The 18,339-nt window shown below is 64.5% G+C and carries 20 protein-coding genes and 3 tRNA genes; 15 read left to right on the top strand and 8 right to left on the bottom strand.

Features of this window, described 5'->3' with window-relative positions:
* Positions 1-53: 53 nt before the first annotated feature.
* Genes CU669_RS05585 through CU669_RS05570 form a run of 4 tightly spaced genes read right to left on the bottom strand, consistent with a single transcriptional unit; the run spans position 54 to position 3,980 of the window.
* Positions 54-461 (bottom strand): rhodanese-like domain-containing protein, encoded by a 408-nt coding sequence (locus CU669_RS05585; protein WP_112142837.1) that lies wholly within the window; start codon positions 459-461, stop codon positions 54-56.
* A gap of 8 nt (positions 462-469) precedes the next feature.
* Positions 470-2,980 carry a sensor domain-containing protein gene (locus CU669_RS05580; RefSeq protein ID WP_112142836.1) on the bottom strand — a complete coding sequence of 837 codons (2,511 nt, stop codon included), beginning with the start codon at positions 2,978-2,980 and terminating at the stop codon, positions 470-472.
* A 2-nt stretch (positions 2,981-2,982) separates the two neighbouring features.
* The gene (locus CU669_RS05575) at positions 2,983-3,612 is read right to left on the bottom strand and encodes a chemotaxis protein CheC (protein WP_112142835.1); all 630 of its coding nucleotides are present in this window, start codon (positions 3,610-3,612) and stop codon (positions 2,983-2,985) included.
* Positions 3,609-3,980 carry a response regulator transcription factor gene (locus tag CU669_RS05570; RefSeq protein ID WP_112142834.1) on the bottom strand — a complete coding sequence of 124 codons (372 nt, stop codon included), beginning with the start codon at positions 3,978-3,980 and terminating at the stop codon, positions 3,609-3,611. The genes CU669_RS05575 and CU669_RS05570 overlap by 4 nt, the downstream gene beginning before the upstream one ends.
* A gap of 112 nt (positions 3,981-4,092) precedes the next feature.
* Between CU669_RS05570 and CU669_RS05565 the strand changes: the two genes are divergently transcribed.
* The 4 genes from CU669_RS05565 to CU669_RS05550 all read left to right on the top strand — a co-directional run bounded on the left by CU669_RS05565 (position 4,093) and on the right by CU669_RS05550 (position 5,738).
* On the top strand, positions 4,093-4,509 hold the full coding sequence (locus CU669_RS05565; protein WP_239988559.1) for a tellurite resistance TerB family protein: 417 nt from the start codon (positions 4,093-4,095) through the stop codon (positions 4,507-4,509).
* 56 nt (positions 4,510-4,565) lie between these two features.
* Positions 4,566-4,641: transfer RNA gene (locus tag CU669_RS05560), tRNA-Thr, on the top strand.
* Positions 4,642-4,776: 135 nt separating this feature from the next.
* Positions 4,777-5,550 (top strand): hypothetical protein, encoded by a 774-nt coding sequence (locus CU669_RS05555; RefSeq protein WP_112142832.1) that lies wholly within the window; start codon positions 4,777-4,779, stop codon positions 5,548-5,550.
* On the top strand, positions 5,463-5,738 hold the full coding sequence (locus CU669_RS05550) for a hypothetical protein (RefSeq protein WP_146747678.1): 276 nt from the start codon (positions 5,463-5,465) through the stop codon (positions 5,736-5,738). Before CU669_RS05555 ends, CU669_RS05550 begins: the two co-directional genes overlap by 88 nt.
* On the opposite strand, the gene CU669_RS05545 is transcribed toward CU669_RS05550, so the two are convergent.
* On the bottom strand, positions 5,739-6,143 hold the full coding sequence (locus tag CU669_RS05545) for a restriction endonuclease (RefSeq protein ID WP_112142830.1): 405 nt from the start codon (positions 6,141-6,143) through the stop codon (positions 5,739-5,741).
* A 19-nt stretch (positions 6,144-6,162) separates the two neighbouring features.
* Between CU669_RS05545 and CU669_RS21980 the strand changes: the two genes are divergently transcribed.
* The gene (locus CU669_RS21980; protein WP_275667803.1) at positions 6,163-6,297 is read left to right on the top strand and encodes a hypothetical protein; all 135 of its coding nucleotides are present in this window, start codon (positions 6,163-6,165) and stop codon (positions 6,295-6,297) included.
* A gap of 142 nt (positions 6,298-6,439) precedes the next feature.
* Here CU669_RS21980 and CU669_RS05540 read toward each other — a convergent pair.
* A tRNA-Ser gene (locus CU669_RS05540) sits at positions 6,440-6,532 on the bottom strand.
* A gap of 121 nt (positions 6,533-6,653) precedes the next feature.
* On the opposite strand from CU669_RS05540, the gene CU669_RS05535 reads away from it, so the two are divergent.
* The 6 genes from CU669_RS05535 (at position 6,654) to CU669_RS05510 (ending at position 10,789) form a co-directional block, all read left to right on the top strand.
* Positions 6,654-7,286: a class I SAM-dependent methyltransferase gene (locus CU669_RS05535; protein ID WP_112142829.1), complete on the top strand. Its 633-nt coding sequence runs from the start codon at positions 6,654-6,656 to the stop codon at positions 7,284-7,286.
* Positions 7,287-7,411: 125 nt separating this feature from the next.
* The gene (locus tag CU669_RS05530) at positions 7,412-8,182 is read left to right on the top strand and encodes a DUF4198 domain-containing protein (RefSeq protein WP_112142828.1); all 771 of its coding nucleotides are present in this window, start codon (positions 7,412-7,414) and stop codon (positions 8,180-8,182) included.
* Between the two features lie 12 nt (positions 8,183-8,194).
* The gene (gene cbiM / locus CU669_RS05525) at positions 8,195-8,803 is read left to right on the top strand and encodes a cobalt transporter CbiM (protein ID WP_112142827.1); all 609 of its coding nucleotides are present in this window, start codon (positions 8,195-8,197) and stop codon (positions 8,801-8,803) included.
* Positions 8,800-9,366 carry a hypothetical protein gene (locus CU669_RS05520; protein WP_112142826.1) on the top strand — a complete coding sequence of 189 codons (567 nt, stop codon included), beginning with the start codon at positions 8,800-8,802 and terminating at the stop codon, positions 9,364-9,366. Before cbiM ends, CU669_RS05520 begins: the two co-directional genes overlap by 4 nt.
* On the top strand, positions 9,363-10,154 hold the full coding sequence (cbiQ, locus tag CU669_RS05515) for a cobalt ECF transporter T component CbiQ (RefSeq protein ID WP_112142825.1): 792 nt from the start codon (positions 9,363-9,365) through the stop codon (positions 10,152-10,154). The genes CU669_RS05520 and cbiQ overlap by 4 nt, the downstream gene beginning before the upstream one ends.
* Positions 10,151-10,789: an energy-coupling factor ABC transporter ATP-binding protein gene (locus tag CU669_RS05510; protein ID WP_112142824.1), complete on the top strand. Its 639-nt coding sequence runs from the start codon at positions 10,151-10,153 to the stop codon at positions 10,787-10,789. Before cbiQ ends, CU669_RS05510 begins: the two co-directional genes overlap by 4 nt.
* Here CU669_RS05510 and CU669_RS05505 read toward each other — a convergent pair.
* Positions 10,786-11,424 (bottom strand): MlaC/ttg2D family ABC transporter substrate-binding protein, encoded by a 639-nt coding sequence (locus tag CU669_RS05505; RefSeq protein ID WP_112142823.1) that lies wholly within the window; start codon positions 11,422-11,424, stop codon positions 10,786-10,788. The two genes, CU669_RS05510 and CU669_RS05505, sit on opposite strands and share 4 nt — an antisense overlap.
* Before the next feature lie 3 nt (positions 11,425-11,427).
* Positions 11,428-12,258, bottom strand: coding sequence for an MlaA family lipoprotein (locus tag CU669_RS05500; protein WP_112142822.1), 831 nt, complete (start codon positions 12,256-12,258; stop codon positions 11,428-11,430).
* A 233-nt stretch (positions 12,259-12,491) separates the two neighbouring features.
* Here CU669_RS05500 and CU669_RS05495 point away from each other — a divergent pair, with 233 nt between their 5' ends.
* The 4 genes from CU669_RS05495 (at position 12,492) to CU669_RS05480 (ending at position 18,101) form a co-directional block, all read left to right on the top strand.
* Positions 12,492-13,439, top strand: coding sequence for an ArsR/SmtB family transcription factor (locus CU669_RS05495; protein WP_112143036.1), 948 nt, complete (start codon positions 12,492-12,494; stop codon positions 13,437-13,439).
* Positions 13,436-14,335 carry a methylenetetrahydrofolate reductase gene (metF, locus tag CU669_RS05490; protein ID WP_112142821.1) on the top strand — a complete coding sequence of 300 codons (900 nt, stop codon included), beginning with the start codon at positions 13,436-13,438 and terminating at the stop codon, positions 14,333-14,335. Before CU669_RS05495 ends, metF begins: the two co-directional genes overlap by 4 nt.
* Before the next feature lie 135 nt (positions 14,336-14,470).
* Positions 14,471-17,944 carry a methionine synthase gene (gene metH / locus CU669_RS05485; protein ID WP_112142820.1) on the top strand — a complete coding sequence of 1,158 codons (3,474 nt, stop codon included), beginning with the start codon at positions 14,471-14,473 and terminating at the stop codon, positions 17,942-17,944.
* 71 nt (positions 17,945-18,015) lie between these two features.
* A tRNA-Leu gene (locus CU669_RS05480) sits at positions 18,016-18,101 on the top strand.
* Positions 18,102-18,339: the final 238 nt, after the last annotated feature.

Here is an 18,339-nt window from a genome sequence, read left to right as displayed (position 1 = left end):
GGGCGGGACGCCCGCGCTCCCAAAAGACGGAGCGCGGGCGTCCCGCCCGCTTTCTATTTCTCCACCGGACGTCCTTCGCCCAGCCAGCGATTCATGCCCTTTTCCACGTTGTAGACGTGGCGATAGCCCAACTGATCGGTCAGGGCCTTGCTGATCACGGCGGTGCGGTTGCCGCTGCGGCAGATCAGCGCCACCTCGTCGCCGGGCTTGGCGACCGAGGCCAGTTTTTCGAGGAAGTCGGGGGCCAGCTTGCCCCGCTCGTCGAAGGCCATGATGCGGTGCGACCCGGCGATGGTTCCGGTCTGGCTCCATTCACCCGGGGTCCGGATATCGACCACCGGCACGCCGCGCCCCATCAAGGCTTGCAACGCCGTGTTGTCCACATTGGTCAGGGCGGACTCGGCCAGGGCGGGAAGGCTGAGCATCATGGCGAACAGGGCCGCCAGCAGGAATCGCATCATTTTCGTCCTCAGAGGGGCCAGGGGCTGCGTTCGCGCACCAGACGGGCGAATTCGTCGCCGGGCAGCGCCTTGGCGAAGTAATAGCCCTGGGCTTCGTCCACCTTGTGGGCCAGCAGGAAATCCAGTTGTTCGCGGGTCTCGACGCCTTCCACATTGACGCGGGTGCCCAGCGAATGGCCCAGATTGACGATGGCCTGGACCACGGCGGCGTTGTCGGGATGCAGGCCGATATCGATCACGAAGGAGCGGTCGATCTTCAGCTTGTCCACCGGGAAGCGCTTCAGATAGTTCAGCGAGGAATAGCCGGTGCCGAAATCGTCGATGGAGATGACGACGCCCATGCCGCGCAGGCCCTGCAAGACTTCGATGGTGGCGTCCACGTTCTGCATGGCGATGCCCTCGGTGATCTCCAATTGCAGCATATCGGCGGCCATGCCGGTTTGTTCAAGGATGTCGCCGACCATGGAGATCAGGCTTTGGGTCTGCTTGAACTGGGCCGGTGACAGATTGACGGCGATCTTCATGGGCTCCAGCCCGTCCTTCAGCCAGTCGCTGCCCTGCATGCAGGCGCGGTGCAAGATCCAGCGGCCCAGCGGCGCGATCAGGTCGGTGCGCTCGATGATGGGGATGAACTCGGCCGGGGGCACCCAGCCGCGAGTCGGATGGTTCCAGCGCAGCAGTGCCTCGCAGCCGATGACGCGGCCCGACGACAGCTCCACCAGCGGCTGGTAGTGCAGCTCCAACTGCTCGGTGCCCAGCGCCAGTCGCATGTCGCGTTCGACGATCTTGCGGGCCTGGACCTCGGCGTCCATTTCCGCGACGTAGAAATGGTAGTTGTTCCGCCCCTCGGCCTTGGAGCGGAACATGGCCAGATCGGCGTTCTTCAGCAGTTGGTCGGCGTCGGTCGCGTCATGGGGATAGACGGTGATGCCGATGGAAGTGCTGGTCAGCACCTCGTGCTCTTCCAGCCCGAATGGCTCGCCGATGGCGGTGATGATGGTTTCCGCCACCCGGGCGGCGCCCTCGGCATTGTCCAGATTGGTCAGGATGACGGCGAATTCGTCGCCGCCCAGCCGGGCCACCGTGTCGGTTTCGCGCAGGCAGCGGCGCAGGCGCTTGGCCACCGCCTTCAGCAACTGATCACCCACATGGTGGCCCAGGGTATCGTTGATGTCCTTGAACTTATCGAGGTCGAGGAACATCAGTCCCAGCATCCAGCCCGACCGCTTGGCCTGGGCCAGGGCCTGGCGCAGGCGCTCCTGGAACAGCACCCGGTTGGGCAGATCGGTCAGCGAATCGTGGTGGGCGAGATGCTGAATGCGGGCGGCGGCCAGCTTGCGCTCGGTGACGTCGCGGCCCACCAGCACCAGTCCCCGCCGACTTCCGTCCAGGTTGAACAGCGGGATCTTCATCATGTCGAACATCCGCGACGACCCGTCGTGGGAGTCCAGCGACTTCTCATAGGCCAGCGGCTTGCCTTCCCGCCATGCCTTCTCGTCGGTTTCGCGGGTGCTGACCAGGAATTCCTGGTGGCCGCGCGACAGCCGCGACAGCTCGTGAGCGGTGCGGCCCACGTAATCCACGCCCGCCAATCCGACCAGATCCAGATAGAACTGATTGGCCACCAGCCAACGTCCCTTGCCGTCCTTGAAGCAGATCAGGTCGGGCATGGCGTTGATCAGGGTGGTCAGCCATTCTTTCTGGGCGTGCAGTTCTTCTTCACTGGCCTTGCGGTCGGTGATGTCGTGGCCGATGGCGACGAACAGCCGCTGGCCGCCCAGCTCCATGGCCGACAGCGACAGCTCCAACGGGAACAGGGCGCGGATCTTGCGCACGCCGAGCACTTCCGTGCGCTGGTCCAAATACGGGGTGAGCAGCAGATTGCGCTTGGCGTCGGCCAGTTGCGGAATCAGGACGGCGATGTTCTTTCCCACGATCTCGTAGGGATCGTATCCGAACATTCGCTCGGCGGCCGGGTTGTACGTGCCGATGGCGCCGTCCTCGCCGAAGGTGATGATGGCGTCGGCGGTGTGATCGACGATGGCGCGGTTGTGCAGTTCCGACAGGCGGTAATTCTCCGCCAGCGCTTCCATGGTGCGGGCCTGCTGGCGCAGCATGGCCTCGCGGGACGCCATGGGGCTGACGTCGAAGACTTGAATCAGACAGTGGCGTTCCGAACCGGCTTCCAGCGGCTTGACGACCACGATCTGGTGCATGGCCTCGGTCCGGCCCGGCAGAGGGGCGTCACGCGTCAGGGGGAACAGCGTCTTGTTCAGCGAGGATGTGAGCATGGCGGACAGGCCGCCGGTCAGGGCCTGCGCGATGGACTGGGCGATGCGGGTTCCGGCCAGATCGGGGAATACGTCCTCTAGCCGTCGCCCCACGGAGGTCGCCGCATCCACTCCCGAGGCCTTGGCCATCCAGGCATTCCACAGGCGGATCTGGCCCGTGGCGTCGAACAGGACGATGCCCGTCTCGGAGGCATCGGTCAGCGCCTGTATGAGGGGATCGGACATCATGATCAGCCTGCGGTACCGTTCATGACGCGGGCGAGATGCGCGGAAATGGCGTCGGAGAACTGACGGGCCGACGCGATATCCATGACAAAGGCCAGGTAGCCGCACAGCCCGGCTTTCGCCACCGAGAAGTCCACTTGCAATACCATCACCAATTCGGTCGCGGCCTGGGTGGTATCGAGAATTCGGGCGCCGCGTCCGCGCACATAGCTGGGCAGCGAGCTTTCGATGGACAGGCCCAGTTGATTGGCCAGGCTGCCGAGGCAGGCGTTGAGGATGATGTTGCCGACCTCCAACAGGGCCTCTTGCTCCAGCTCGGTGAGCGAGTCCATGGGGACGGAATCACCCAGGATGGATCTGACCAAATCCAAGCTGCGGGCTTCGGGGAAAATAAGGAGGATGTTGCCGGAGAAGAGGCTGCTGAACACTTGGCGGATGGCTACCGATACTTGCCTGCCGGTGGATTGGTCCAGGCGGTCCGCCGCCTCGTCGGGGCCGAGGAATTCGATGGACGGCACCGACAGCGAGACTTCGCCCGCCACCATCTGGGACAGTGCCAGCGCGGCCTGCCCGATGGCGATGTTCAGGATTTCGGTCACGGCATCGCGTTCGATGTCGCGCAGGAAATCAGTCATGATGGCTTGGACCCGCCGTCGAGAAACCGGATCAGCTCGTCTTCCTTCAACGGCTTGGCCATGAACCCCGCTCCGATCAGCGCCGCTTGCTCGCGGATTGAATCCTGGATATTGGCGGTCAGCAGGCTGATGGCGGCGGAGGGGCAGCGAAAGCGCAGTTGGCGGGCTGTCTCCAGCCCCCCGATTCCCGGCATATTGACGTCGAGCAGGACGTAATTGGGTCGGTCCAGGGCGATGGCGCTCAGGGCGTCCTCGCCGCTGGCGGCCTCGATGATCACCCAGTCGGGGCGCAGTTTGGCGACGGCCGCCCGGGTCATCATGCGCGCCACCCGGCTGTCGTCCACCAGCAGTATGATCGTTTCGGTCATCGCTCTGCTCCCTGGTGGCTCCTGAAGAACCGCACTCCAGGAAAATCTATGCTTGACGCGTCGTCTTGCCGCAAGGGTAAAGTCCATCTGGGCCAATCGGGAGAGAACGCCGATGATCAGCCATCACGCTGCCCTCATCTACGTCATGGTCATGGTTTCCGCCGCCGACCGCAATATGACTGACGCCGAGTTGCGGATGATCGGCGAGATCGTCAGCTTCCTGCCGGTGTTCCGTGACTATGATCCCGGTCTGCTGACCCGAACCACCGCGTCCTGCGCCGAGATGTTGGACGCCGACGATGGTCTTGATCGCGCCTTGGAGGCCATCAAGGCAGCCCTGCCGCCGCGCCTGCGCGAAACCGCCTATGCCCTGGCCTGCGACGTCGCCGCCGCCGACCGCGAACCGCATCCGGAAGTGCGCCGCCTGCTGGAACTGTTCCGCCATCGCCTCGACATCGACCGGCTGGTGGCCGCCGCCATCGAACGCGGCGCCATCGCCCGCTTCGCCCTGGGCCCCGTCCATGCCTGACGGGCAAGGACTTGCAAAACCGGAACGGCGGAGGTAACGTCCGCCCCACGTCGCGTGCCGGCGTAGCTCAGTTGGTAGAGCAGCGCATTCGTAATGCGCGGGCCGAGGGTTCGAATCCTTTCGCCGGCACCATTTTCTCCTAAGAAAACAAACAGTTAGCGCAGCGCCTTGACGGGCGCTCGCTGCTGTTTTGCAATTCGCAGTGTTTTCGCAGTCCATGCGCGTGTGTTGTTCGCGTTAACTGCAACTATGACTGTGGAGGGCGCAATGGGCCGACCGTCCAAACAAGACTATCGCTATCACGACGACGGAGCCGTGGCGCTGCATCGTCGCCCCAACAGCGCCATGTGGTACGCACGCTGCAAACTCGACGACGGCACCGCGCTCAATCCGTTCAGCACCGGCACCGAGGATGAAGCCGAGGCGGTGAAGGCCGCCAGGAAGAGGATCATGTTCGCCCAGGTGGACAAGGAACGTGGCCTCGACCCCGGCGGCAAGACCTTCGCCTTCATCGCCGAGCAATGGCTGAAGATGATGCGCACGGAGGTCGAGAAGAAGATTTCGACCAAGGCCAAGGTGGATGCCTACGAGGCCATCACGCGCCGCTACCACATCCCCTATTTCAACAAGACCAAGATCACCGAGATCACGCCCAAATCGCTGGCCGCCTATGAGGTGTGGCGGGCCGAGTACTGGACCTCCGGTCCCGGAGCGGTGGCCGAGTTCGAGACCATCATCCGCCAGGACGGCAAGACCTATCTGCGCAGGCCCAAGCGGGTGGCGCGCGGCAAGATGGACGCCGAGGACACGGTGCTGCGGCAAATCTTCAAGTTCGCGGTCAAGGAGGAATACCTGCCGGTAGCCCGCATGCCGACTATCGGCGGCAAGAAGCAGGTCGGCAATGGCACCCAATCCACACGCCGCCCGGCCTTCACCAAGGAACAGGCGGGCAAGTGCAGGACTACGACGCCAACGCCTTCTATCCCATCACCGCCAAGATGGACGAAGCCACCGTGGCGCGGCTGGAAGACGACCGCATGATGTTCAAGGCGTGGCTGGCCCTCATGCTGGGCACCGGCATCCGCCCCGGCAAGGAGCAGCACGACGACCAGAACGGTAAGAACCACCTGTTCCTGACCATCCAGAAGGACACCAAGACGGGTTACCGGCGGGAATGGGAATCAGAGATACCAAGGGGCAAAGTTGCTCACCCCCTGATTGTTGGCTGATTACGGAAAGAGCTCTCTGACCCTGATAAAGGCCATCCCAGTCTCGGCAGCACGGCGAGTTTTGCGGGCCAGCACATGTTCCAGCGGCAGCCCGGGCTGTAGCATTTCGTAAAGATCGAGGCCATCCATGCAGATCACGCGCTTTCCCCGGCCCCACGCAGCCAAACCATCCTCCGAAAATCCAGCGTGGCTGATGAAAAGGCCTCTCGCCCAAGCTGCTTTTTGGTCCAACTTGCCGTGTAAAACGTGAAGGTCGGCGGCGCCTGTCGGCGTACTCTCCCATTTTGCCTCAAGAAGATACGTCTCATCTGGCAGGACGAAACTGCCATCGATTTGTTCGCCGCGAATTCGAAAGGCCTCGCGCGGCCTTAAGGGGATAGCGCCCGGATGGCGAAGGGCACGCACCTATTCAGCCGCTAACAGCATGGAGGAAGACATTGAAGCGATGTGGGGCCGTGTTAAACGGGCGAAGGAACGAAACCCTGAGGACACCGAAGGGATCGCCAAGCTTGTCAAGGAAGCCGAGCGTTTCGAGGAACGGCGGCGGCAGTTCGGGTGAGATGAACCTGAAAAGGTTGGATCGGTATATTGAGAGGGTGGATCGGTGAAGGAACAAAGATGGAAAACGTGTGACGTAAACGTGTGACGTATTTCACCGCAAGTTGGCGCTTAACCCTTTGTTTTTCTTGATTTTAGGTGGATGGCGGAGGAGGAGGGATTCGAACCCTCGATACGGCTCAACACCGTATACACACTTTCCAGGCGTGCGCCTTCAACCACTCGGCCACCCCTCCGCAACACAGGCGGACCCTGATATAAGGGGCCTGCGGAGGGCGAAAACTACACGAGGGAAAATTTCGGTGCAACACTGTTCTCATGGTCAATGGATGGCGGACGGCAAGGAAAGAGTCGGGCATGGCGCTTGATCCCGAATCCCTGGCCGAGGTGTCGCGGCGAACGCTGGCTCATTACGGTCGCCGGGCCGAGGATTTTTGGTTGGGCACCCGCGATCACGATGTGGGCCAGAACATCCAGGCGCTGTTGCGTCACCTGACGGGCCAACCGCCTTTTGCCATCCTGGATTTCGGCTGTGGCCCTGGCCGCGACCTGAAGACCTTCGCTGAATTGGGTCATCGGCCCGTCGGCCTCGACGGCACCGAGGCCTTCGCCGCGATGGCGCGGGCCCATAGCGGCTGCGAGGTTTGGTGCCAGGATTTCCTGGCGCTGGACCTTCCCTGCGCATGCTTCGACGGCATCTTCGCCAATGCCTCGCTGTTCCATGTGCCGGGGCAGGAACTGCCCCGGGTTCTGGCCGAGTTGCGCGCCGCCCTGAAGCCGGGCGGCGTGCTGTTTTGCTCCAATCCGCGCGGCGACAACCGGGAAGGCTGGCAGGGCGAGCGGTTCGGCGCCTATTTCGACCACGAGACTTGGTCGCGCATGGTGATCGCGGCGGGGTTCGAGGCGTTGGAGCACTACTACCGCCCCACCGGCCTGCCGCGCGACCAGCAGCCCTGGCTGGCTACCGTCTGGCGGCGGGCGGACGGGTAGGGGGCGCCTTTAGGCTTGGACTCCGGGCGAGGGTTGCGTATGCTGGCGACGGGCTGGTCACCCAGTCGCATAATCCTTTGGCGGCGCGGGCCTCGCTACGCTGTCGCATAATTTTTTGGTGGGACATGAGTCGCAAATTCGGCATGGTCATGACGGGAGTGGGGGTGCTGCTGGCGGCGTCTCCGGCGCGGGCGCATTTCCAGGAGCTGATTCCCTCGGCCGACATCGTCGCCGAGCAGGGCGAGCGCACCGTGACGCTTGATCTGGTCTTCACCCATCCCATGGAACGCGGCCCGACCATGACCATGGGGCCGCCGGTGCGGTTCGGGGTGCTGGCCCAGGGCAAGACGCGCGATCTCAAGGCGACGCTGAAGCCCAGGATGATCGGCGACAAGACGGCTTATCAGGCCAGCTACAAGGTGGATGCGCCCGGCGACTATGTGTTCTTCGTGGAACCGGCGCCCTACTGGGAAGCGGCCGAGGGCAAATGGATCACCCATTTCGCTAAGGTGGTGGTGGATTTCGGCGCGGGCGAGGGCTGGGACAAGCTGATCGGGCTGCCGGTGGAGATCGAGCCGCTGGTGCGTCCCTACGGGGTGTGGACCGGCAATCTGTTTCGGGGAATCGTGCGCAAGAACGGCAAGCCGGTTCCCTTCGCCAGTGTGGAGGTGGAGTGGATGAATGACGGCTCCGTCAAGGCGCCCGCCGATCCCTTCATCACCCAGGTGATCAAGGCCGACAGCCAGGGGCAATTTGCCTATGCCATGCCGCGTGCGGGCTGGTGGGGCTTCAACGGGCTGGTCGAGGGCGACAAGCCGGTGAAATCGCCTGACGGCAAACCGGCCAAGACCGAGCTGGGCGGACTGATCTGGGTCCGCGCCGTGGATATGAAGTAGGAGAAAGCAGACTTGGCCCATATTCCCGATGGCGTGCTGTCCAATCCGGTGCTGGTGGCGGGAGCCATTGTCAGCACGGTTGGGGTGGCGTTCGGGCTGAAGGGGCTGGACCCGGTGCGGGTGCCTCGGGTGGCGGTTCTGTCGGCGGTTCTGTTCGTCGCCTCGCTGATCCATCTGCCTGCCGGTCTCGCCTCGGTTCACCTGCTGCTGGGCGGCTTGGCGGGTATCGTGCTGGGCTGGTCGGTGTTCCCGGCCATGCTGGTGGCACTGGTGCTGCAGGCGGTGCTGTTCGGCTTCGGCGGGCTGGTGGTGCTGGGGGTCAATACCATGGACATGGCGGTGCCCGCCTTGCTGGCCGGTCTGCTGTTCCGGCTGGCCTGGCGTGACGGCAGCCCGCGCCGCGCCGCCATTCTGGGGGGCTTGGCCGGGGGAGGGGGAGTCCTGCTGACGGCGGTGATGGTGGCCTGCATGCTGGGGCTGTCGGGGCGCGAATTCGAGACCGCCGCCCGTCTGGTGGTGGTGGCCCATGTGCCGGTCATGGCGGTGGAGGCGGTATTCACCGCCGCAGCCGTGTCGCTGCTGGCCCGCGTCAAGCCCGAGATGCTGGCGAGGGCGTCATGATCAAGACGCTCGCCCTGCTGCTGGTGCTGTTGCTGCTGGCCCACCCGGCCCAGGCCCATAAGCTGAAAGTGTTCGCCAGTGCCGAGGGGGCCGCCATCAGCGGTCTGGTCTATTTCTCCGGCGGGGCCAAGGCCATGGGGGTTTCCGGCGTGGTCCAGGGTCCGGACGGCGCCGAGGTCGGCCGTTTCGCCACCGCTGAGGATGGTTCGTTCCGTTTTCCGGTGAACGTGCGCATGGATCACCTCATCATGGTGGATGCGGGAGACGGCCATGTGGCCAGCGCTTTGGTCGCGGCGGACGAGTTTCCCGCCTCGTTGCCGCCCACCTCGTTGCCACAAGTTGCCGCCTCGGCCCGATCCGCCCCCACGGTGGCGAGCGTGGCCGCCGCCGCCGACATGGACGCGGTGGAAGCGGCGGTGGCGCGCCAGATCAGGCCATTGCGCCAGCAGCTGGACGCCTATGAGGAGAAGGTGCGCCTGCACGACCTCCTGGGCGGAATCGGCACCATTTTCGGGCTGTTCGGCATCGTGGCGTGGCTCAATGCGCGGGGGAGGACGTCATGAGCCTTCTCGGCCCCTGCCGGTGCGATGCCATTTTGGATGGCGCCGAGCCCCAAGATGGCCCCTCGCTTATGGAGCGGTTGGACCCGCGCACCCGGGTGATCCTGGCGGTGCTGTTCGCGCTGGTGGTGGTGACGGTGGATGCGCTGGCGGCCCTGGCCCTGGCCCTGGGTGTCGCGGTGCTTGCCGCCGCGCTGGCGCGGCTGCCGCTTGGCTTGACCCTGCGCCGCCTGCTGGCGCTGGAAGGCTTCATGGTCGCGGTTCTGCTCCTGCTGCCCTTCACCGTGGAAGGCCGGGTGGTGGCCGAGCCGCTGGGCTTCGCCGCATCGGCCGAGGGGCTGCGTCAGGCCTGCGTGATCGCCCTGCGCGCCAATGCGGTGGCGGTGGCTTTGCTGGCTCTGCTGGGCAGCATGGACGTGGTCCGCCTGGGACGCGCCTTGTCGCGGCTGGGGGCGCCCCGGCGGTTGGTGCATCTGTTCTTGTTCACCATCCGCTATATCGACGTGCTGGACCGCGAATACCGCCGTCTGCGCCTCGCCATGCGGGCCAGGGCGTTCCGTCCCGCCGCCGGGCTGCATTGCTGGCGGTCGGTCGGCTATCTGTTCGGCATGCTGATGGTGCGTTCGCTGGAGCGGGCCGAGCGCATCGACGCGGCCATGCGGTGCCGGGGCTTCACTGGTCAGTTCCCATCCCTGGAGGACGATGACATCCGACCGCCCGGCGCCCTGGATTGGGGATTGGGCGCGGTGTCCGCCGTCATGCTGGCCCTGGTGGTGGGATTGGGCGTGTGATCCGGCTGGAGGAAATACGCTTCGCCTATGAGGCGTCGCGCCCGGTTCTGGACGGGGTGGACTTTCATCTTGCCGCCGGGGAGCGGGTGGCGCTGAACGGCGCCAATGGGGCGGGCAAGACCACCTTTCTCCATCTCATGGTCGGGCTGGTGACGCCCAGCGCGGGGCGCATCGTCGCCTTTGGACGCCAGCGCGACACCGAGAAGGATTTCGTCGAGGTTCGCGCCCGGGCCGGATTGCTGTTCCAGGATGCCGATGACCAGTTGTTCTGCCCCACCGTCGCCGAGGACGTGGCCTTCGGGCCGCTCAACCAGGGCAAGTCGACGGCCGAGGCCCGCGCCATCGTCCACGAAACCCTGATGGCGCTGGGACTGGAAGGCTTGGAGAACCGGGTCACCCATAAATTGTCGGGGGGGCAGCGTCGGCTGGTGTCGCTGGCCGCCGTGCTGGCCATGCGACCCGAGGCGCTGCTGCTGGACGAGCCCACCAACGCCCTGGACGAGGAAACCCGTCAGCGTCTGCTGGATATTCTGGCGGGATTGCCGCAGGCCATGGTGATCGTGTCGCATGACCGCGAGGTCTGCGCCCGGTTGGCCAATCGCGAAGTCCGGTTGGAGACGGGACGCTTGGTCTAGTTGGCCTTGGTGGCGCTACCGGCCTTCAATTCGGCCAGCTTGGTCCGCATGGCGGCCAGCAGGCCTTCGACCTTGCCGCCATTGGACTGAATCACCGAGGCGTATTCGGCGCGATAGGTGATGACCATGGAGGAACCCTCGACCACCAGATCCACCACCCGCAGCCCGGCGTCGGACTGCTTGAGGCGCCATTGCAGGGCGATGGGTTGCTGGCTCTGACGTTCCACCTTGGAATCAACCAGGACTCGATCTTCATCCCTGCTCACATTGACCACGCTGTGACGCAGATCACCGCCGTAATCCTTGAAGCGGGTGGACCAGGTCAGCACCACGATATCCTCGAAGGATTTGACGAATTCCTGCTGCTGCTCGGGCGTGGCGGTGCGCCAATGACGGGCCAGCACCAGTTTGGCGATTTCCGGCAAGTCCACCTCGGAGGTGAACAAGGCACGGAAGCGGGACGCCCGATCCTGGTCGGACAGCCCCTTGGCGGTCATGGTTTCCATGGCCTGATCGGCCAAGTGCGCAACGAAAATTTTCGGATCCTGCTCTCCCGCGCTGGCCGAGGATGGGCCATGGGCGAGGCAGGTCACCAGTCCGACAAGGGCCGTCAGGAAATATCTACGAAACATCATCGATCACTGCGCCCTTTGAGACAGTTCGTCATTGCGAACCGGCGCAGCGCTGCCCGTCATGCCGGGAGAGGGCACCTTGGTCGGGCCACCACGGCCATTCTTGATTTCCGAGGCGCGGTGTTGGCGATAGAGCGAGCGCAAGGATGCGTAATAATCAAGCGAGCTGCGCTGAACCTCGTCCAGGGTATCGAGCAGGCTTTCGCGCTTGTCGAGGCCGCTCACGCCGATCCGGGCATAGGAAATCCATTCCTTGCGGGCATTGGCCATGGCGATATCGAAGGGGTCGGCGAAGAATTCCGCCACCAGCCCGACGGTATCGCGGGGATTGGACGGCCCGAAGATCGGCAGCATCAGGAACGGGCCTTCGCCGACGCCCCACACCGCCAGGGTCTGGCCGAAATCTTCCTCATGGGCGGGAATGCCGGCCTCGGCCGCCACATCGGCATAGCCCAGCAGGCCGAACGAGGTGTTGAGCATGGCGCGGAACAGGGTCTGGACGGCACGGTCGGGCTCGCCCTGCAGCAGGTCGTTGGCGAAGACCAGCGGGCTGTTCAGGTTGGCCAGCATATTGTGAACGCGGTCGCGGCCGAATTTCGGCATGACATGGCGGTAGGCCTGGGCGGCCGGCTTCATGGCGTAATCGTCGGCGAAGACGTTGAAGGCGAAGACGGCGCGATTCATCGGCTCCAGCGGGTCGTTGACCTGTTGCCACTCGGCGACGGCTTCCTTGTCGTCGGCAGGAGGCGGCGTGGCGCAGCCCGCGAGCAGGGCGAGGGCCATCACGGATCCGGCGAAACGGGTGATGACGGAGCGGCTTGCACGGATCACGGTCATGGGTCTCGCACCTTGTAATGGCCTTTCGAACGGCCAAATTGCGCCTTGCGGGGAGCGTAACGTCCCTACTTTCCGAGGTACCACAGTCCAGGCGGAAAGGCTAGGGGGCAGAGTCTTGATTGTGGCATCCGTGTTCTTGCGTGTGACAAATCTGCACCACGGAGCGAACACCCTATATCCGCGCGCCGAAAACTCGTATAAAGATATGTTTATATGTATTCGAGGGGGTGCCGGTGGAGACAGTGCTGACGGGATTGCGGGCCGCCGCCGAGCCGACACGGCTTCGACTGCTGCACCTGCTTGCCCAGGGCGATCTCACCGTCACCGAGCTGACCCATATCCTGGGCCAAAGCCAGCCGCGCGTGTCGCGCCATCTGAAGCTGATGTGCGACGCCGGTCTGCTGGATCGATTCCCGGAAGGCGCCTGGGTGTTCTACCGGCTTGCCGCCAAGGGGCGGGGCGCCATCCTGGCCCGCCATCTGCTGGATCTGCTGCCGCCCGAGGACCGGACCCTGGCCATGGATCAGCAGCGCCTGGCCGCCATCCGGGCGTCGCGGGCCGACAAGGCGCAGGACTATTTCAGCGACAATGCGTCGCGCTGGGACCAGATCCGCTCGTTGCATGTGGACGATGCCGTGGTGGAAAAGGCCTTGCAGGACGTCTTCGCCGGTCGCCCGGTGCGCGATCTGGTGGATATGGGCACCGGCACCGGCCGGGTGCTGGAAGTGCTGGGCCCCAAGGTGGAACGCGCCGTCGGCATCGATCTATCGCGTGAAATGCTGGCGGTGGCCCGTGCCAATCTGGAACGGGCGGGCCTGCGCAACTGCATGGTGCGCCAGGGCGACATCAGCCATCTGCCGCTGCCCGCCGCCGCCGCCGACGCGGTGACCATTCATCAGGTGCTGCACTACGCCACCGAGCCCGGCCTGCTGGTGGCGGAGGCGGCGCGGGTGCTGGAACCCGGCGGCCGCCTCGCCATCGTGGATTTCGCCCCCCACGACCTGGAAATCCTGCGCGACCAGCACGCCCATCGCCGCCTTGGCTTTTCCGACGCCGAGGTGGAAGACTGGGTGCGCGGTGCCGGACTGACATTGCACGCCGTTTCCCGCCTTCCCGGAAAACCCTTGACCGTGGTGGTGTGGACGGCCGAGAAACCTGCGCCAAGGAGCGATTTGCTTTGAGTTTTCCCCTGTCCGAACTGCCCATCGCCTGCGCCTCCCGCCGACCGGTCAGCGTGTCGTTCGAATTCTTCCCGCCCAAGACCGAGAAGATGCAGCAATCCCTTTGGGAATGCGTCCAGCGGCTGGAGCCCTTGGGCCCCCAATTCGTCTCGGTGACCTATGGGGCCGGTGGCTCCACGCGGGAACGCACCCACGAGACGGTGGTGCGCATCGCCCGCGAGACCAAGCTGAGGCCCGCCGCCCATCTGACCTGCGTCGGCCATTCGCGCGGCGAGGTGGATGATATCGCCCGGCGCTACTGGGACGAGGGCATCCGCCATATCGTGGCCCTGCGCGGCGACATGCCCGACGGCCAGCCCTATGCCGCCCATCCCGACGGCTACGCCTATGCGGTCGATCTGGTCCAGGGGCTGAAGCGCATCGCCGATTTCGAGATTTCCGTGGCCGCCTATCCGGAAAAGCATCCCGACGCGCCTTCCGCCGATTTCGATCTGGATAATCTGAAGCGCAAGATCGATGCCGGGGCGAGCCGGGCCATCAGCCAGTATTTCTTCGATCCGGCGGTTTTCCTGAATTTCATGGAGCGCTGCGCCAAGGCCGGAATCACGGTTCCGGTGTTGCCCGGCATCCTGCCGGTGACCAATTTCGCCCAGGTGCAGAAATTCTCCGCCGCCTGTGGCGCCTCCGTCCCCGATTGGATGGCAAATCTGTTCGAGGGCTTGGACGACGACCCCGAGTCCCGCCGTCTGGTGGCCGCCACCGTCGCGGCCGAACAGTGCCGCATCCTGGCCCAGAACGGGGTGGAGCAGTTCCACTTCTACACCCTGAACCGCGCCGACCTCGCCTATGCCATCTCCCACATCCTGGGGGTCAGGGCGACGGCGAAAAAAGATTGAAAATTGAACCACGAAGGCGCGAAGGCACGAAGACAAGGGGAAGAAGGACTATTTCTTCGTGATCCTTCGCGCCTTCGCGCCTTCGTGGTGAATTCGCCTGGGGCCGGCCTCGGCCGTCATTAAGGACCAAGACCCATGACCAATATCCTCGATCATCTTCACAATCGCGTTCTTCTGTGCGACGGCGGTACCGGCGCGCTGGTCCAGGCCATGAACCTGTCGGTGGACAAGGACTTCATGGGGCTTGAGAACTGCACCGAGATCCTGGTCAAGTCGCGCCCCGATGTGATTCGCGGCATTCACGAACGCTATTTCGAGGCGGGCGCCGACATGGTGGAGGCCGACACCTTCGGCGCCTCGCCCATCACGCTCGCCGAATTCGGCATCGCCGATCAGGCCGACGAGTTGAATCGTCTCGCCATCGAGCTGGCCTGGGAAGCCACCGAGCGCTTCAAGGGCGACGGCAGGGCGCGCTTTGTCCTCGGCGCCATCGGGCCGGGCACCAAGCTGCCGACGCTTGGCCATATCGGCTATGACGAGCTGGAAGCCGCCTATGTGATCCAGGCCGCCGGACAGATCAAGGGCAATGTCTCGGCCTTCCTGGTGGAAACCTGCCAGGATCCGCTCCAGATCAAGGCCGCCGTCAATGGCTGCAAGATCGCATGCGCCAATGCGGGCAAGGACATTCCCATTTTCGTCCAGGTGACGGTGGAGACCACCGGCACCCTATTGGTGGGCGCCGACATCGCCGCCGCCGCCACGGTGGTGCACAGCCTGGACGTGCCGCTGATGGGGCTGAACTGCGCCGCCGGGCCGCAGGAGATGGGCGAGCATTTCAAGTGGCTGGTCGACAACTGGGACGGCTTCGTCTCCATCCAGCCCAATGCCGGACTGCCGGAACTGGTGGACGGCAAGACCCGCTATCCCCTGCTGCCCGACGAACTGGCGGTGTGGCACGAACGCTTCGTCGCCGCCGGGGCCAATCTGCTGGGCGGCTGCTGCGGCACCACCCCGCCGCATATTTCGGCGACCAACGAGATGCTGAAGCGTATCGGCAACGGCTATCGCCCCACGCCGGTCAAGCGCTCGGTCCATTGGGTTCCGGCGGTGGCCTCGCTGTATTCGCAAGTTCCGTTGAAGCAGGAAAACGCCTTCCTGGCCATCGGCGAGCGCTGCAACGCCAACGGCTCCAAGAAGTTCCGCGACCTGCAGGATGCCGAGGACTGGGACGGCATCACCGCCATGGCCCGCGAGCAGGTCAAGGAGGGCAGCCATACCCTCGACGTCTGCACCGCCTTCGTCGGCCGCGACGAGGTGCGCGACATGACCGAGGTGGTCTCGCGTCTGCGCGGCGCCGTGACCACCCCGCTGGTGATCGATTCCACCGAGCTGCCGGTGCTGGAAGCCGGTCTCAAGCTCTATGGCGGCAAGGCCATCCTGAACTCCATCAATTTCGAGAACGGCGAGAAGGATGCCGCCGACCGCCTGACGCTGGCCCGCAAGTTTGGCGCCGCCGTGGTGGCGCTGACCATCGACGAGGACGGCATGGCCAAGGACGTCGAGGCCAAGATGCGCATCGCCCATCGCCTCTATGACTTCGCGGTCAATCAACATGGCTTGCCCGCCAGCGACCTGCTGTTCGACCCGCTGACCTTCACCATCTGCACCGGCAACGAGGACGACCGCAAGCTGGCGGTGGAGACGCTGGACTCCATCAAGCGGATCGCCAGGGAACTGCCCGATTGCGGCATCGTGCTCGGCCTGTCCAATGTGTCCTTCGGCTTGAAGGCGGCGGCGCGCCAGATCCTGAACTCGGTGTTCCTCCATCACGCCATGCAGGCGGGCATGACCGGCGCCATCGTCCATGTCTCCAAGATCCTGGCCCTGCACACCCTGCCGCCCGAAGAGGTCCAGGCCGCCGAGGATCTGATCTTCGATCACGATCCCCAGGCGCTGGCCCGCTTCATCGCCCTGTTCGGCGACCGCAAGGCCGCCGAGGTCAAGGCCGCCTTGCCCGCCAAGACCGAGGACCGCCTGAAGCAGCGCATCATCGACGGCGACCGCACCGGCCTCGACGACGATCTCGCCGCTGCCATGGCCGAGGGCTGGAAGCCGCTGGACATCATCAACAATCTGCTGCTGGACGGCATGAAGGTGGTGGGCGAGCTGTTCGGCTCGGGCAAGATGCAGCTTCCCTTCGTGCTGCAATCGGCCGAGACCATGAAAGCCGCCGTCGCCTGGCTGGAACCCCATATGGAAAAGGCCGACGGGCAGCAGAAGGCCACCCTGGTGCTGGCCACGGTCAAGGGCGACGTCCACGACATCGGCAAGAACCTGGTGGACATCATCCTCACCAACAACGGCTACAAGGTGGTCAATATCGGCATCAAGCAGCCGGTGGCCGAGATCATCAAGGCGGCCAAGGAGCACAAGGCCGACGCTGTCGGCATGTCTGGCCTTTTGGTGAAGTCCACCGTCATCATGCGCGAGAATCTGGAAGAGATGACGGCGGCCGGTCTCGACATTCCCGTGTTGCTGGGCGGCGCCGCGCTGACCCGCAAATATGTGGAGGAAGACTGCCGCGCCGCCTATGGCTCCGGCCGGGTGGCCTATGCGCGCGACGCCTTCGACGGCCTCGACCTCATGGCCAAGGTGGCCGAGGGCAAGTTCGACGCTCATGTGGACGCCCGCGCCGCCGATCCCCACCGCCCCGGCAGTCCGTCGCGCAAGCTGGGGGAGGCGGCACAGCTTAGCCTCCGCCCGGTGGATTGGGACGAGATCAACCTGCGCCGCGCCGAGCTGCACAAGGACGTGCCGGTACCGGTGCCGCCGTTCTGGGGCGCCAAGGTGATCGAGTCCACCTATCTGCAGAACCTGATCCCCTTCCTCAACGAGACCATGCTGTACCAGTTCCATTGGGGCTACCGGAAGCAGGGGCGCTCGCTGGCCGAGTTCAAGGATTGGGCCCACAAGGAGCTGAAGCCCATCGCGCTCGACATGCTCAAGCGCTGCGCCAAGGAGGAAATCCTGCGTCCCCAGGCCGCCTACGGCTACTGGAAGGCGGCAAGCGACGGCGATTCGGTGGTGCTGTTCCATGAGGACGGCAAGACCGAAGCCGCCCGCTTCCCCTTCCCGCGCCAGGCCAAGGAGGGCGGCTTGTGCATCGCCGATTTCTTCCGCCCGGTCTCCGACCCGGTGCGCGACGTCATCGGATTGCAGGTGGTGACCATGGGCAAGCGCGCCACCGAGGTGGCAAGCGACTGGTTCAAGGCCGACAAGTACCAGGACTATCTCTACCTGCACGGTCTGTCGGTGGAGATGGCCGAAGCCATGGCGGAATACGTCCACAAGCGCATCCGCTCGGAACTGGGCTTCGCCGCCGAGGACGCCGCCGATATGGACAAGCTGCTGAAGCAGCAGTATCGCGGCTCGCGCTTCTCGTTCGGCTATCCCGCCTGCCCCAGGATCGAGGACCAGACCGCGCTGTTGTCGCTGCTGGGGGCTGATCGCATCGGCGTCACATTGTCCGACGAATTCCAGTTGGAGCCGGAACAGTCCACCTCGGCCATCGTCACGATCCACCCGCAAGCCAAATACTTCAGCGTCTAGGCAAATCGGGGGGCGGAAATCCGTTGACCCGCCCCCCGCCTTCGCTATAGTCCGCCCACCATTCTTGCGGTGCCCCAGTGGCGGAATGGTAGACGCGGCAGACTCAAAATCTGTTGCCGGCAACGGCGTGCTGGTTCGAGTCCGGCCTGGGGCACCAACAAATTCAAGCAGTTACGGCATGACCTCGACGGCGCTCAGCAGAGCGGCGATGCCGCTTGGCTGATTTTGTCCCCCACCTGTCCCTAGAAATAGCGTGACGGACTGTCAGTTGGGGAAATTCGGGATAGGGGGCCGCCACCCGCCCGGGCAGGATGGGCGGCAACGAATTCGACGCCTATGGAATGGTCCCGGTTGCGCTCAAGGTCACGGGCCAGATGTCCCATGATGTAGTGCTT

Origin of the sequence: Paramagnetospirillum kuznetsovii (assembly GCF_003284725.1) — a bacterium.
GTDB lineage: Bacteria > Pseudomonadota > Alphaproteobacteria > Rhodospirillales > Magnetospirillaceae > Phaeospirillum > Phaeospirillum kuznetsovii.
This window is presented reverse-complemented; position numbering and strand designations above follow the sequence as displayed.